13 protein-coding genes are annotated in these 13,641 nt (G+C 53.3%); 9 read left to right on the top strand and 4 right to left on the bottom strand.

The genetic code is table 11. The features are described from left to right. Positions 1-15: 15 nt before the first annotated feature. Entirely contained in the window at positions 16-780 is a 765-nt protein-coding gene (gene pdhR / locus ACLJRH_RS17975) for a pyruvate dehydrogenase complex transcriptional repressor PdhR (RefSeq protein ID WP_000331771.1), read from the bottom strand. Between the two features lie 562 nt (positions 781-1,342). Here pdhR and aroP point away from each other — a divergent pair. From aroP to ACLJRH_RS17960, 3 genes are all read left to right on the top strand, one after another. Then, positions 1,343-2,716 carry an aromatic amino acid transporter AroP gene (gene aroP, locus ACLJRH_RS17970; RefSeq protein WP_001539002.1) on the top strand — a complete coding sequence of 458 codons (1,374 nt, stop codon included), beginning with the start codon at positions 1,343-1,345 and terminating at the stop codon, positions 2,714-2,716. Positions 2,717-2,879: 163 nt separating this feature from the next. Then, positions 2,880-4,286 carry a glycoside-pentoside-hexuronide (GPH):cation symporter gene (locus ACLJRH_RS17965; RefSeq protein ID WP_023137246.1) on the top strand — a complete coding sequence of 469 codons (1,407 nt, stop codon included), beginning with the start codon at positions 2,880-2,882 and terminating at the stop codon, positions 4,284-4,286. Beyond that, positions 4,286-5,236, top strand: a complete 951-nt coding sequence (locus ACLJRH_RS17960) for a family 43 glycosylhydrolase (protein ID WP_000024771.1) — start codon at positions 4,286-4,288, stop codon at positions 5,234-5,236. Before ACLJRH_RS17965 ends, ACLJRH_RS17960 begins: the two co-directional genes overlap by 1 nt. A gap of 91 nt (positions 5,237-5,327) precedes the next feature. On the opposite strand, the gene ampE is transcribed toward ACLJRH_RS17960, so the two are convergent. Both ampE and ampD read right to left on the bottom strand, forming a co-directional pair. Beyond that, entirely contained in the window at positions 5,328-6,182 is an 855-nt protein-coding gene (ampE, locus tag ACLJRH_RS17955) for a beta-lactamase regulator AmpE (protein ID WP_000172042.1), read from the bottom strand. Next, on the bottom strand, positions 6,179-6,742 hold the full coding sequence (ampD, locus tag ACLJRH_RS17950) for a 1,6-anhydro-N-acetylmuramyl-L-alanine amidase AmpD (protein WP_000936326.1): 564 nt from the start codon (positions 6,740-6,742) through the stop codon (positions 6,179-6,181). The genes ampE and ampD overlap by 4 nt, the downstream gene beginning before the upstream one ends. A gap of 87 nt (positions 6,743-6,829) precedes the next feature. Here ampD and nadC point away from each other — a divergent pair, with 87 nt between their 5' ends. The 4 genes from nadC to hofC all read left to right on the top strand — a co-directional run bounded on the left by nadC (position 6,830) and on the right by hofC (position 10,969). Then, on the top strand, positions 6,830-7,723 hold the full coding sequence (gene nadC / locus ACLJRH_RS17945; RefSeq protein WP_023137247.1) for a carboxylating nicotinate-nucleotide diphosphorylase: 894 nt from the start codon (positions 6,830-6,832) through the stop codon (positions 7,721-7,723). Positions 7,724-7,944: 221 nt separating this feature from the next. After that, positions 7,945-8,382, top strand: coding sequence for a prepilin peptidase-dependent pilin (gene ppdD, locus ACLJRH_RS17940; RefSeq protein WP_023137248.1), 438 nt, complete (start codon positions 7,945-7,947; stop codon positions 8,380-8,382). A gap of 9 nt (positions 8,383-8,391) precedes the next feature. After that, positions 8,392-9,777 (top strand): type II secretion system protein GspE, encoded by a 1,386-nt coding sequence (gene gspE / locus ACLJRH_RS17935; RefSeq protein WP_023137249.1) that lies wholly within the window; start codon positions 8,392-8,394, stop codon positions 9,775-9,777. Then, positions 9,767-10,969, top strand: coding sequence for a protein transport protein HofC (gene hofC / locus ACLJRH_RS17930; RefSeq protein WP_023137250.1), 1,203 nt, complete (start codon positions 9,767-9,769; stop codon positions 10,967-10,969). The genes gspE and hofC overlap by 11 nt, the downstream gene beginning before the upstream one ends. A gap of 30 nt (positions 10,970-10,999) precedes the next feature. On the opposite strand, the gene ACLJRH_RS17925 is transcribed toward hofC, so the two are convergent. Next, positions 11,000-12,043: a GMP reductase gene (locus tag ACLJRH_RS17925; RefSeq protein ID WP_001217361.1), complete on the bottom strand. Its 1,044-nt coding sequence runs from the start codon at positions 12,041-12,043 to the stop codon at positions 11,000-11,002. Positions 12,044-12,268: 225 nt separating this feature from the next. Here ACLJRH_RS17925 and coaE point away from each other — a divergent pair, with 225 nt between their 5' ends. Continuing rightward, entirely contained in the window at positions 12,269-12,889 is a 621-nt protein-coding gene (gene coaE, locus ACLJRH_RS17920) for a dephospho-CoA kinase (protein ID WP_001270914.1), read from the top strand. Next, the gene (gene zapD, locus ACLJRH_RS17915) at positions 12,889-13,632 is read left to right on the top strand and encodes a cell division protein ZapD (protein ID WP_000557441.1); all 744 of its coding nucleotides are present in this window, start codon (positions 12,889-12,891) and stop codon (positions 13,630-13,632) included. The genes coaE and zapD overlap by 1 nt, the downstream gene beginning before the upstream one ends. Positions 13,633-13,641 lie beyond the last annotated feature (9 nt).

Genomic DNA, 13,641 nt, shown 5'->3' with positions numbered 1-13,641 from the left:
TTCTGCCAGAAAAAACTAATTCTTGCGCTGCTCCAGACGGCGTAAGGCGCGTTCACGACGGCTCTCCTCACGGCTTCTGTCCAGCATAATCTCTTCGATAAACGCCAGATGGCGGTGTGACGCTTCACGCGCTTCTTCTGGTTTTCCGGCCATAATGGCTTCAAATATACGGGTGCGATGCGTACTCACCAGCGGCAGCATCTCCCGACGCGCATACAGCAATTCGAAGTTCTGCCGCACGTTTTGCGCCAGCATCGGCTCCATACACCTTAGCAGATGAAGCAATACCACGTTGTGCGCCGCTTCGGTGACGGCGATTTGATACTGGAGCACGGCTTCGGACTCGGCATCCAGATCGCCGGACTCTTGCGCCAGCTCAATGGCATGGTGCAGCTCGCGAATACGGTCTTTATCTTCGTCGGTGCTGCGCAGCGCCGCGTAATAAGCCGCAATGCCTTCCAGCGCATGGCGCGTTTCGAGCAGGTCAAACTGGGATTCAGGGTGATCGGAGAGCAGTTCCACCAGCGGGTCGCTAAAGCTCTGCCACAGGCTGCTCTGCACGAAGGTTCCGCCGCCCTGGCGACGAAGCAACAATCCCTTCGCTTCGAGACGTTGAATCGCCTCGCGCAAGGAGGGACGGGAGACGTCGAACTGTTTTGCCAGTTCACGTTCCGGTGGGAGTTTTTCTCCGGGACGCAATGTTCCCTCAAGGATTAAAAACTCCAGCTGCTGCTCGATCACATCGGAGAGTTTTGGTTGGCGGATTTTGCTGTAGGCCATGATTTCCTGTCTTAAGCCATTTGCCCGGAGTCAATTGGTCTTACCAATTTCATGTCTGTGACGCTAAAGTAACAAAGTATTCACCTTCTGTCCATACAGGTTTTGATTGAAATCAGTAAAGGAGGCACATTTTAACAATTTTACAGAAATCATGTTTCAAAACTGTAACTGTGCACAAATGTTAAATTTACCCACCAGGAGGTAGATTTAACGTATTTGAAACGATAAAAAATCTCATCTGAACCGATTCAACAGCAGATTAAATGCGTTTTTATGCATAAATAATGAATAAAAACAAATCAACCTTTGTAAGGGAAAATAAAAGGAGGTATTTACAAGTGCTTTCTTTTTACGCAACTCGTCATCACCCCTGCACAAAGCAGGTGCATTCGCGGACACATACCATTATTCTGATCAAGACGAAAGAGTTGAAGTGACATTTAAAAAAACGAATCTGTAAATAAATCAATACAAAAAGCGGAATTGCAAACTTACACACGCACTACTGCATCGTTCAAAATAAGCGCGTTATAAATAAACCGCGCCCGATACACGAGGTTTTATGATGGACAGTCAGCAGCACGGCGAGCAGCTCAAGCGCGGCCTGAAAAACCGCCATATTCAGCTTATCGCATTGGGCGGCGCGATAGGGACAGGCTTGTTCCTGGGAAGCGCCTCCGTTATTCAGTCGGCGGGGCCAGGAATTATCCTGGGCTATGCGGTTGCAGGCTTTATTGCCTTTCTGATTATGCGCCAGCTGGGGGAGATGGTGGTTGAAGAACCGGTCGCCGGCTCTTTTAGCCACTTCGCCTATAAATACTGGGGCGGCTTTGCCGGATTCGCTTCCGGCTGGAACTACTGGGTGCTGTACGTATTAGTTGCCATGGCGGAACTGACCGCAGTGGGTAAATATATCCAGTTCTGGTATCCGGAGATCCCCACCTGGGCTTCTGCGGCAGCCTTCTTTGTGATTATCAACGCCATCAACCTGACCAACGTTAAAGTGTTCGGTGAGATGGAGTTTTGGTTCGCCATTATTAAAGTGATCGCCGTCATCGCTATGATTCTGTTCGGCGCGTGGTTACTCTTCAGCGATACCGCTGGTCCGCAGGCCACCGTGCGCAACCTGTGGGAACAGGGCGGCTTTCTGCCGCATGGCTGGACCGGGCTGGTGATGATGATGGCCATTATTATGTTTTCGTTCGGCGGACTGGAGCTGGTAGGGATCACCGCCGCTGAAGCCGATAACCCGGAACAGAGCATCCCCAAAGCTACCAATCAGGTTATCTATCGCATCCTGATTTTTTATATCGGCTCGCTGGCGGTCCTGCTTTCGCTGCTGCCATGGACTCGCGTCACCGCCGATACCAGCCCGTTTGTCCTTATCTTCCATGAGCTGGGCGATACGTTTGTCGCCAATGCGCTGAATATCGTGGTTCTCACCGCCGCGCTATCGGTTTATAACAGCTGCGTTTACTGCAACAGCCGTATGCTGTTCGGTCTGGCCCAGCAGGGAAATGCGCCGAAAGCGCTGCTGAACGTCGACAAACGCGGCGTGCCGGTGAGCTCCATTTTGGTTTCCGCCGTCGTGACGGCGTTGTGCGTGCTGCTCAACTACCTGGCCCCAGAGTCCGCATTCGGACTGCTGATGGCGCTGGTGGTCTCCGCGCTGGTCATTAACTGGGCGATGATTAGCCTTGCCCATATGATGTTCCGTCGCGCAAAACAGCAGCAGGGCGTGAAAACCCGCTTCCCGGCCCTGTTTTATCCGTTCGGCAACGTTCTCTGTCTGCTGTTTATGGCGGCGGTATTGATCATTATGCTGATGACGCCAGGTATGGCGATCTCCGTGTGGCTGATTCCGGTATGGCTGCTCATCCTGGGCGTCGGCTACCTGTGTAAAGAAAAAACGGCAAAAACGGTGAAAGCCCACTGATCGTGGCGTTACTTTTCCGCCCTCCCCGTCCGGGGAGGGTGTTATCTGTCTCACAGTTTCCCACGTATAACCATTTTATCCATATCAGCGGCGTGATCCTGCTACGCAAATAAAAGCTCGCAGGCGAATAATTACCGCCATCATCTGATGGGGAGAAGTCTCAATGGATAAGGGCAGACTTTCGGTAAGAGAGAAAATCGGGTATGGCATGGGTGACGCCGGATGTAACATTATTTTTGGCGCTATCATGCTGTTTGTTAATTATTTTTATACGGATATTTTTGGTCTTGCCCCGGCGTTAGTCGGTGTTTTACTCCTTTCAGTACGCGTTATCGATGCCGTTACCGATCCGGTGATGGGCGCGCTTGCCGATCGTACCCAAAGTAAATATGGTCGTTTCCGCCCCTGGCTACTGTGGATTGCATTTCCCTACGCGCTGTTCAGCGTGCTGATGTTCACGACGCCGGACTGGGGCTATAACAGCAAAGTTGTCTATGCTTTCGTCACCTATTTTCTGCTTTCCGTGACCTACACCGCCATCAATATTCCCTATTGCTCACTGGGCGGCGTGATCACCAACGATCCAAAAGAGCGCGTGGCCTGTCAGGCTTATCGCTTCGTGTTAGTCGGCATCGCGACGCTGTTGTTATCGTTAACGCTATTGCCGATGGTGGACTGGTTTGGCGGCGGCGACAAAGCCAAAGGCTATCAGTTGGCGATGACCGTGCTGGCGATTATCGGCATGGGTATGTTTCTGTTCTGCTTTGCCAGCGTCCGCGAACGCGTTCGCCCTGCCATTCCGACGCACGATGATATGAAGAATGATTTCAAAGACGTGTGGAAAAACGATCAATGGGTACGCATTCTGCTATTGACCTTATGTAACGTCTGCCCGGGGTTTATCCGTATGGCGGCGACCATGTATTACGTCACCTGGGTGATGGGACAAAGCACCCATTTCGCTACGCTTTTTATTAGCCTTGGCGTGGTCGGTATGATGATCGGCAGTATGCTGGCAAAAGTCTTAACCGATCGCTGGTGTAAATTGAAGGTATTTTTCTGGACCAATATCGCGCTGGCGATTTTCTCCTGCGCGTTCTATTTCTTTGATCCGAAAGCTACCGTGATGATAGTGGCGCTCTACTTCCTGCTCAATATTCTGCATCAGATCCCTTCCCCGTTGCACTGGTCGCTGATGGCGGACGTCGATGATTACGGCGAATGGAAAACCGGCAAACGCATTACCGGTATTAGCTTCTCCGGTAATCTGTTCTTCCTGAAACTGGGCCTGGCGATTGCCGGGGCGATGGTCGGCTTTTTGCTCTCCTGGTACGGTTATGACGCCAGCGCCAAAGCGCAAAGCGCTTCGGCGATGAACGGTATTATGCTGTTGTTTACCGTTATCCCTGGCGTTGGCTATCTGATTACCGCAGGCGTGGTACGTCTGCTGAAAGTTGACCGTGAACTGATGAAAAAAATCCAGGACGATTTGGAAAAACGTCGCACTAATTACCGCGAATTGAGTGAGTTGCAGGAGCTCAAAGCCGCTGAAAGCGTAAGGAAAGCCTGATGGCAAACTGGCCAAACCCGTTTATTGAACAACGTGCCGATCCGTTTATTTTACGCGACGGCAGCGATTACTACTTTATTGCCTCCGTACCGGAATATGACAGGCTGGAAATCCGCCGGGCTGATTCGCTGGAAGGGTTGCGCGCCGCCGACCCCGTTGTCGTCTGGCGCAAACCGGAAAGCGGCCCGATGAGCCAGCTCATCTGGGCACCGGAAATGCACCGCATCAACGGTAAGTGGTACATCTATTTTGCCGCTACCCATACTCAAGCGCTTGATAAGCTGGGAATGTTCCAGCACCGCATGTTTGCCCTGGAGTGCGCCGATGCCGACCCACTCACCGGCAAGTGGACGGAGAAAGGTCAAATTAAAACACCGTTTGATACCTTCGCCCTCGATGCCACCACTTTTTATCATCAGGGAAAACAGTGGTATCTGTGGGCGCAAAAAGCGCCGGATATTGCCGGTAACTCAAATATTTATCTGGCTGAACTGGAAAACCCGTGGACTCTTAAAGGCGAGCCGGTAAGACTCAGTAAGCCAGAGTACGACTGGGAGTGTCGGGGTTTTTGGGTTAACGAAGGTCCGGCCGTCGTGGTGCATGGCGACAAGCTGTTTATCAGCTATTCGGCCAGCGCCACCGATGAAAACTACTGTATGGGGTTACTGTGGATTAACGTAAACGACGATCCGCGCGATCCGGCCAACTGGCATAAATCACCGCGCCCGGTCTTTACCACCAGCTATGAGAATCGCCAGTATGGGCCGGGACACAACAGCTTTACGCAAACGCCGGAAGGTGAAGATGTACTGGTGTACCACGCGAGAAATTACACCGAAATTGAAGGCGATCCGTTGTACGATCCCAACCGCCATACGCGTCTGAAACGGGTGCGCTGGGACGAAAACGGGATGCCTGATTTTGGCGTACCGCCAGCCGATACGATCTAAGCCGTTGCACTGCCCGGTGGCGCTAACGCTTACCGGGCCTACAGATTTTTCCATTGTAGGCAGCATAAGCGTTAGCGCCATCGGCACAACGCTATACTAATGCCCCATAAATGGTGAGCAACGCAATAATCACCACCACCACAAACGAGGCCTTCTTCGCCATCGACACCGCCGCTTTGGGGGTTTCTACTTTGTCAGTATGTGGTTCGCGCGCCAGTGAGAATTGCGCCAGACGTGTGAGCACCTGATATTGCGAAGTATGCAGATCCGCCAGCGAGGCAAACCAGGCCGGCAACGCTTTCTCGCCATGCCCCAGTAATGCATACACTACGCCCGCCAGACGTACCGGAATCCAGTCCAGCACATGAAGAATATCGTCAATGCCGGATTGCAAACGTTGGTGCGGCGTCTGATAGCGCGCCAGCCAGGTCTGCCAGGCCCGTAAAAACGCATAGCCCACCAGCGTTACCGGCCCCCACGGACCGCCAACGATAAACCAAAATAGCGGTGCGAGGTAAAAACGGAAATTTATCCATAACAACGCATTTTGCAGCTCACGCAAAAATTCACGCTCATTACAATCCGGCGGCACGCCGTGAATCAGCGTAAGCTCGCTGGCCATCGCCTCGCAAGGATGCGGATCGTTACGAGACGCCGCTTTCAGCCAGGCGTGATAATGTACTCGCACTTTGCCCGCGCCGATACACAGCACGCCCAGGAGAATCCACACCACCAGCGTCGGCACGTTAAATAGCAGCCCTTTTAACGCCTGGAGCAGTAGAAAAGTCACCACCATCGCGATCGCCGTCATTCCCATCGTGCGCAACATCGAAAAATGCGTAATCCGACGGAATAGCGCCTCCAGCCGATGATCGAGCTGCCAGTGCTCGCCCAGCTTAAACAGGCGCTCGACAATCAGCACCAGTAATGTCGTAAACAGCGTCATGTCATCTCCTTGTGCGACGAAAGGGCTACCAAAGCGCGAAAGCGCGGCCAGTCAAAGGCAGGGCCAGGGTCCGTTTTACGGTCAGGCGCAATGTTGCAGTGTCCGGTCATATTGTCGGCGATCGCCGGATAGCAAGCGATAAGCGTGCGCGTCACGGCGGCTAGCTGCTGATACTGCGCATCGGTATAAGCCAGCGTATCCGTCCCCTCCAGCTCAATACCAATGGAGAAATCATTACAACGTTCCCGCCCCTGATAGTTTGATACGCCCGCATGCCACGCACGCTTATCAAAAGGCACATACTGGACGATTTCACCGTCGCGACGAATCAGACAATGGGCCGAAACACGAAGATGAGCGATTTCTGCAAAAAAAGGATGGGCGTCTGGATCTATCGTTCCGGTGAATAATGCATCGATCCACGGACCGCCAAACTCGCCGGGGGGCAGGCTAATATTATGCACCACCAGCAAGGACGGTTTTTCGTCATCCGGACGGCAATCATAATGCGGAGAAGGGACGCGTCGCGCCTCTACCAACCAACCCTTATCTGGCAACATGCAGAGTCTCCTTTTGAGTGGTGCTTATAGCTGCTTCAGAGTAGCATGTTTCTACCTTATGATTCGTTAGCAATTTGGAGTTTTATCATGCCGCCTCGCCGTTATAACCCAGACGACCGACGTGACGCGCTACTGGAACGCATTAATCTCGATATCCCTGCCGCCGTTGCTCAGGCGCTGCGTGAAGATTTAGGTGGAGAAGTCGATGCTGGCAACGATATCACCGCGCAACTTTTGCCGGCAGATACGCAAGCCCATGCCACGGTGATCACTCGTGAAGACGGCGTTTTCTGCGGCAAGCGCTGGGTTGAAGAGGTCTTCATCCAACTGGCGGGCGATGATGTGTGCCTCACCTGGCATGTCGATGACGGCGACGCCATTTATGCCAACCAAACAGTGTTTGAACTGAACGGCCCCGCTCGCGTATTGCTGACCGGCGAGCGCACGGCGCTAAACTTTGTCCAGACCCTTTCCGGCGTCGCCAGTGAAGTACGCCGCTACGTTGGACTGCTGGCTGGCACCCAAACCCAGTTGCTCGACACGCGTAAAACGCTGCCGGGTCTGCGCACTGCGCTCAAATATGCGGTTTTATGTGGCGGCGGCGCCAATCATCGTCTGGGCCTCACTGACGCGTTCCTGATTAAAGAAAACCATATCATCGCCTCCGGTTCTGTTCGTCAGGCGGTGGAAAAAGCGTTCTGGCTACATCCGGACGTGCCGGTAGAAGTCGAGGTCGAAAATCTGAATGAACTGGACGATGCGCTGAAAGCAGGCGCGGATATTATCATGCTGGATAATTTTAACACCGACCAGATGCGCGAGGCGGTGAAACGCGTCAACGGCCAGGCGCGGCTGGAAGTATCCGGCAACGTCACCGCGGAAACCTTACGCGAATTTGCTGAAACCGGGGTGGATTTCATCTCCGTTGGCGCGCTGACCAAGCACGTGCGCGCGCTCGATCTCTCCATGCGTTTTTGCTGATCCTCTCCACCCGATGGCGCTGCGCCGTCGGGTCTATAAATCACCTGTCCGTAGATCCGCGTCATTATTCGGTAAAATATTCGTAGCGCCTCGCAATAACGTTGCCGTGTCATGTAACGCAGCGAAAATCTTCAGAATCCGCCTTCCCGTTTTACCTTTTGCCGCTCGCCCGCTCTTCCCGCGTTTGCCACAGTAGCGCCAGCTAACTCAAGGAGCGAACAATGGAAAAACAACGCGGTTTCACGCTTATCGAACTGATGGTCGTTATTGGCATCATCGCCATTTTAAGCGCCATCGGCATTCCGGCTTACCAGAACTATCTGCGTAAAGCGGCGCTGACGGATATGTTGCAAACGTTTGTCCCCTACCGTACCGCCGTCGAACTCTGCGCTCTGGAACATGGTGGGACGAGCACATGCGATGCGGGCGTCAACGGTATCCCCTCGCCCGTCATCACCCGTTATGTTTCGGGCATGAGCGTGGAAAAAGGCGTCATCACGCTTACCGGCCAGGTGAGTCTGAGCGGGCTTAACGTCATCATGACGCCCGCCTGGGACAATGCTAACGGCATTACCGGCTGGACGCGTAACTGCAATATTCAAAGCGACAGCGCGTTACAACAGGCTTGTGAAGATGTCTTCCGTTTTGACGCCAACTAAGGAGACAAGATGAAAGACGCTCAGCTCAACACATTGTGTCAACGTCATCAGGCTGTACTGATCAATAGCGCCAGCAACAGTATCACTGTTGCGGTGGTCGACGCGCCCTCTCATGCGTTACTGGACGCTCTGCATTTCGCCACGCAAAAACAGATTGATATTGTGTGCTGGACTCGCCAGCAAATGGAAAATCATCGGCATAAGCCGGATCAGGCTCCCTCGGCAAACGCCGCGAAAGGCGGAGAAACCGCGGCCCAGCTTCTCAATCAGACATTACGCTCGGCGATGGCGAAACGCGCCTCTGATATCCATCTCGAACCAGGCGCCAGCCGCTACCGGATAAGACTCCGCATCGACGGCGTTCTTCATATTCTGCAGGACATCGCCAAAGAGACGGGGCTTGCGCTGACGGCCAGATTGAAAGTCCTGGGAAATTTGGACATCGCTGAACATCGGCTGCCGCAGGACGGGCAATTTACCGTTGACCTGGCGGGCGACAGCATCTCTTTTCGTATCGCCACGCTTCCCTGTAAAGAAGGCGAAAAAGTCGTCTTACGGTTGTTGCATCAGGTTGAACAAACGCTGGATCTGGACACGCTGGGCATGTACGGGGCACAACTTACCGCTTTTAGACAAGCCCTACAGCAACCTCAGGGGCTGGTACTGGTGACTGGCCCCACCGGTAGCGGAAAAACGGTCACGCTATACAGCGCGCTACAAACCCGGAATATGCCGGGTATCAACCTCTGTAGCGTTGAGGATCCGATAGAAATTCCACTGGATGGGATTAACCAAACGCAGATCCATCCCCGCGCCGGGCTCACCTTTCAAAATGTGCTGCGCGCGCTTTTACGCCAGGATCCTGACATCATCATGGTAGGTGAAATTCGTGACGGCGACACCGCAGAAATCGCCATTAAGGCGGCACAAACGGGCCATCTGGTACTTTCCACGCTCCATACGAACTCCACCAGCGAAACCCTGATACGTTTACAACAAATGGGCGTAGCACGCTGGATGATCTCATCGGCGCTTACGCTGGTGGTAGCGCAACGCCTGGTAAGGAAGCTTTGCCCGCACTGCAAACAGCGCCTGAACGATCCCGTAGTGCTATCGCCCAATCTTTGGCCCAGCGCGCTACCGCGCTGGCAGGCAAACGGCTGTCAGCATTGCTACCACGGCTTTTATGGCCGAACCGCGTTATTCGAAGTGTTAACCGTTACCCCGGCATTACGTCAGTTAATTGCGAGCGGCGCATCGGCGCAAGCACTGGAAGCCCACCTCCAACAGACCGGTACAGGGACGCTTTTTGAAAATGGCTGTCGCGCCGTTGAACAAGGCATGACGTCCTTTGAAGAGATACTGCGCGTTCTGGGAATGCCCCATGAGCGTTAAACAGCTCTGGCGCTGGCAAGGCGTTAACGATAAAGGTCAACTGGAACAAGACGTTGTATGGGTGGACAATCGTCTGGCGCTGATCATCACCCTGCAACATCAGCGCATTATGCCGCTTCGCATCAAGCGCATGGGCGTTAACGCCGCACTGTGGAAAGAAGAGCAAAGCGCTGAAATTATTCATCAGTTGGCCACGCTCATTCATGCCGGACTGACGCTTTCTGAAGGGCTGGAACTCCTTGCGCAACAGCATCCCCACCGACAATGGCAAGCGCTGTTGCGCACGCTGGCTCACGAGCTTGAACAGGGCGTCCCTTTTTCCAGCGCATTAGTCTCCTGGCCGCAGGTATTTCCGCCGCTCTACCAGACGATGATCCGCACCGGAGAACTGACCGGCAAACTGGCCGAATGCTGCTTTGAACTGGCCCGTCAGCAAAAAGCGCAACGGCAGATTACGGTTAGCGTGAAAAAGGCGCTACGCTATCCCGTCATTATTCTGACAATGGCCGCCCTGGTCGTTTTCGCCATGCTGCACTTTGTCCTGCCGGAATTTGCCGCCATTTACCGTAGCTTCAATACCCCGCTCCCTCTTCTGACGCGCGGTATTATCGCGATAGCGCAATGGGGGTCGACATGGGGTTGGCTCATCTTGTTCCTGGCGATGCTCGTTGCTATCGCTCACCGCAGGGTAAAACAAAAGCCGTCCTGGCAAGCGCAGCGGCAGCGTCTTCTGCTACGGCTTCCCGTTATGGGTCGCCTGATAAGAGGCCAGAAACTAGCGCAAATATTCACCGTACTGGCATTGACCCAAAGCGCAGGCATTCCTTTTCTTCAGGGACTGGAAAGCGCTATCGATAGCCTCGGCTGCCCTTACTGGTCACAGCGTTTAACGCAGGTACATCAGGAGATCGCCGCGGGCAATCCGGTCTGGTTGGCGCTAAAAAATACCCAGGAATTTAGTCCGCTATGCCTGCAACTGGTCAGAACGGGCGAAGCGTCCGGTTCACTCGATATCATGCTGCATAACCTTGCCCGTCACCACAGTGAAACTACGCTGGCGCTGGCCGATAATCTGGCGTCGCTGTTGGAACCGGCGTTATTGATCATCACCGGCTTAATTATCGGTACGCTGGTGGTGGCGATGTATTTGCCGATTTTTCATCTGGGAGACGCGATGAGCGGGATGGGATAAGGCTGGCGCACATTTACGCCAGCCAGAATATTAGAGGCTATTGAAAATGCGGTTTTCTTGTTCCTGCACCCGAATAAAGGTGGTGCGTTTGGTCAACTCTTTCAGGCGAGACGCGCCGACATAAGTGCAGGCTGAGCGTAGACCGCCCAGGATATCGCGGGCAGTATTGCCCACCGGCCCACGCAGCGGCAATTTAACCGTTTTACCTTCTGCCGCGCGGTATTTCGCAACGCCGCCGACATGACGGTTCATCGCAGATTCCGAACTCATGCCATAGAACAGCATAAATTTCTCGCCGTTCTCTTCTACCACGCTGCCGCCGCTCTCTTCGTGACCCGCCAGCATACCGCCCAACATAACGAAATCCGCGCCGCCGCCAAAGGCTTTTGCTACGTCGCCTGGCATGGTGCAGCCGCCATCGCTGACGATCATGCCGCCCAGGCCATGCGCCGCGTCAGCACATTCGATAACCGCCGACAGTTGCGGATAACCAACGCCGGTTTTTACACGCGTCGTGCATACGGAGCCGGGACCAATTCCCACTTTCACGATATCGGCACCGGAGAGGATAAGCTCTTCGCACATCTCGCCAGTTACCACATTGCCTGCGCAGATTGTTTTTGTCGGCCATGCTTCACGTGCTTTCGCGACGAACTGCACAAAATGTTCTGAATAGCCATTGGCCACATCAATACAGACAAAGTTCAGCGCAGGATTCAGCGCCAGAATCTGCACGGTTTTTTCGAAATCAGCATCAGAGGTCCCGGTAGAAACCATCACATGCTTGAGAACATCAGCCGAAGCCTTGTTGATAAAAGCTGCCCACTCTTCAACGGTATAATGTTTATGTACAGCAGTCAGAATATCAAACCCGGCCAATGCTTGCGCCATTTCAAACGTCCCGACGGTATCCATATTGGCCGCGATAATCGGTACGCCAGACCAGGTCTGACCTGAGTGTTTAAAGGTGAATTGACGTTCCAGTTCGACATCGGAACGGCTTTTGAGGGTAGAACGTTTAGGACGGATAAGAACGTCTTTGAAACCTAACTTCAGATCTTCTTCAATACGCATGTGCGGATTCCTGGGGTTAATGGCGAAAAATCGAAACTCACAACTCCAGTGACGCTATCATACGCACTAATCATGGCCGTACAAGACTGCGAAATTCTCTTTTTTTACGTTACAATCCCATAAATTTACCTGGCGAATAGTAGGTTAATGCTCAGAGCGCATCGTCTTTGTATGTTTAAAATTTAACCTTTTGATTATCAAACTAAAATTCCGGAAGCTGGAGATATGAGGTATACCGTAGCCTTAACCGGCGGTATTGGCAGCGGTAAAAGTACCGTCGCTGATGCCTTCGCTGACCTCGGAATAACCGTCATCGACGCGGATATTATCGCGCGCCAGATGGTTGAGCCAGGGCAGCCCGCCCTGAACGCAATAGCGGAACATTTTGGTTCTGAACTTATCGCCGCCGACGGCACGTTACGTCGCCGGGCGCTGCGTGAGCGTATTTTTTCGCATCCGGAAGAAAAAGCCTGGCTTAACGCTCTGCTTCATCCCTTAATTCAGCAGGAAACCCAACGACAGTTTCAACAGGCTACGTCGCCCTATGTGTTATGGGTTGTGCCTCTGCTGGTTGAAAACAGGCTGTATCAAAAAGCCAACCGCGTACTGGTGGTTGACGTTACGCCCGAAACGCAGCTTATGCGCACAATGCAGCGTGATGATGTTACGCGCGAGCATGTTGAACACATTCTCGCTGCGCAGGCGACGCGTGAAGCGCGCCTTGCCGTGGCGGACGATGTTATTGATAATAACGGCGCACCGGATGCTATCGCATCAGATGTGGCCCGCCTGCACGCCAGTTATCTTAAGCTCGCGTCGCAGTTTGTCTCACAGGAAAAACCGTAATGCACACCCAGGTCCTATTTGAACACCCTCTCAATGAGAAGATGCGTACGTGGCTGCGCATAGAGTTTTTGATCCAACAGCTCTCCATCAACCTGCCAATTGCAGACCATGCTGGCGCACTGCATTTTTTCCGTAACATCAGCGATCTACTGGATGTGTTCGAACGGGGCGAAGTCCGTACCGAACTGCTGAAAGAACTGGAGCGCCAGCAGCGTAAATTACAGGCCTGGGTTGAGGTTCCCGGCGTCGATCAAGACCGTATTGAAGCCCTGCGCCAGCAGTTAAAATCCGCGGGCAGCGTGCTGATCTCCGCCCCGAGGATTGGCCAGCAGCTACGCGAAGATCGCTTGATTGCCCTTGTGCGTCAACGCCTAAGTATTCCTGGCGGCTGTTGCAGTTTCGATTTACCCACTCTGCATATCTGGTTGCACCTACAACAGGCGCAGCGCGACGCCCAGATTGAAAGCTGGCTTGCCAGCCTGAATCCCCTCACCCAGGCGCTGACGTTGGTGCTTGATCTGATCCGTAATTCAGCGCCTTTCCGTAAGCAAACCAGCCTGAACGGTTTTTATCAGGATAACGGGGACGACGCCGATTTGCTGCGTCTTATGCTGACGCTCGATTCACAACTTTATCCGCAAATTTCCGGCCATAAGAGCCGTTTTGCCATTCGCTTTATGCCGCTGGATAGTGAAAATGGTCTGGTGCCGGAGCGTCTTGATTTTGAACTGGCCTGTTGCTAAGGAGTAAAA

Origin of the sequence: Salmonella sp. SAL04162 (genome assembly GCF_046551535.1) — a bacterium.
GTDB classification, from domain to species: Bacteria; Pseudomonadota; Gammaproteobacteria; order Enterobacterales; family Enterobacteriaceae; genus Salmonella; species Salmonella enterica.
This window is presented reverse-complemented; position numbering and strand designations above follow the sequence as displayed.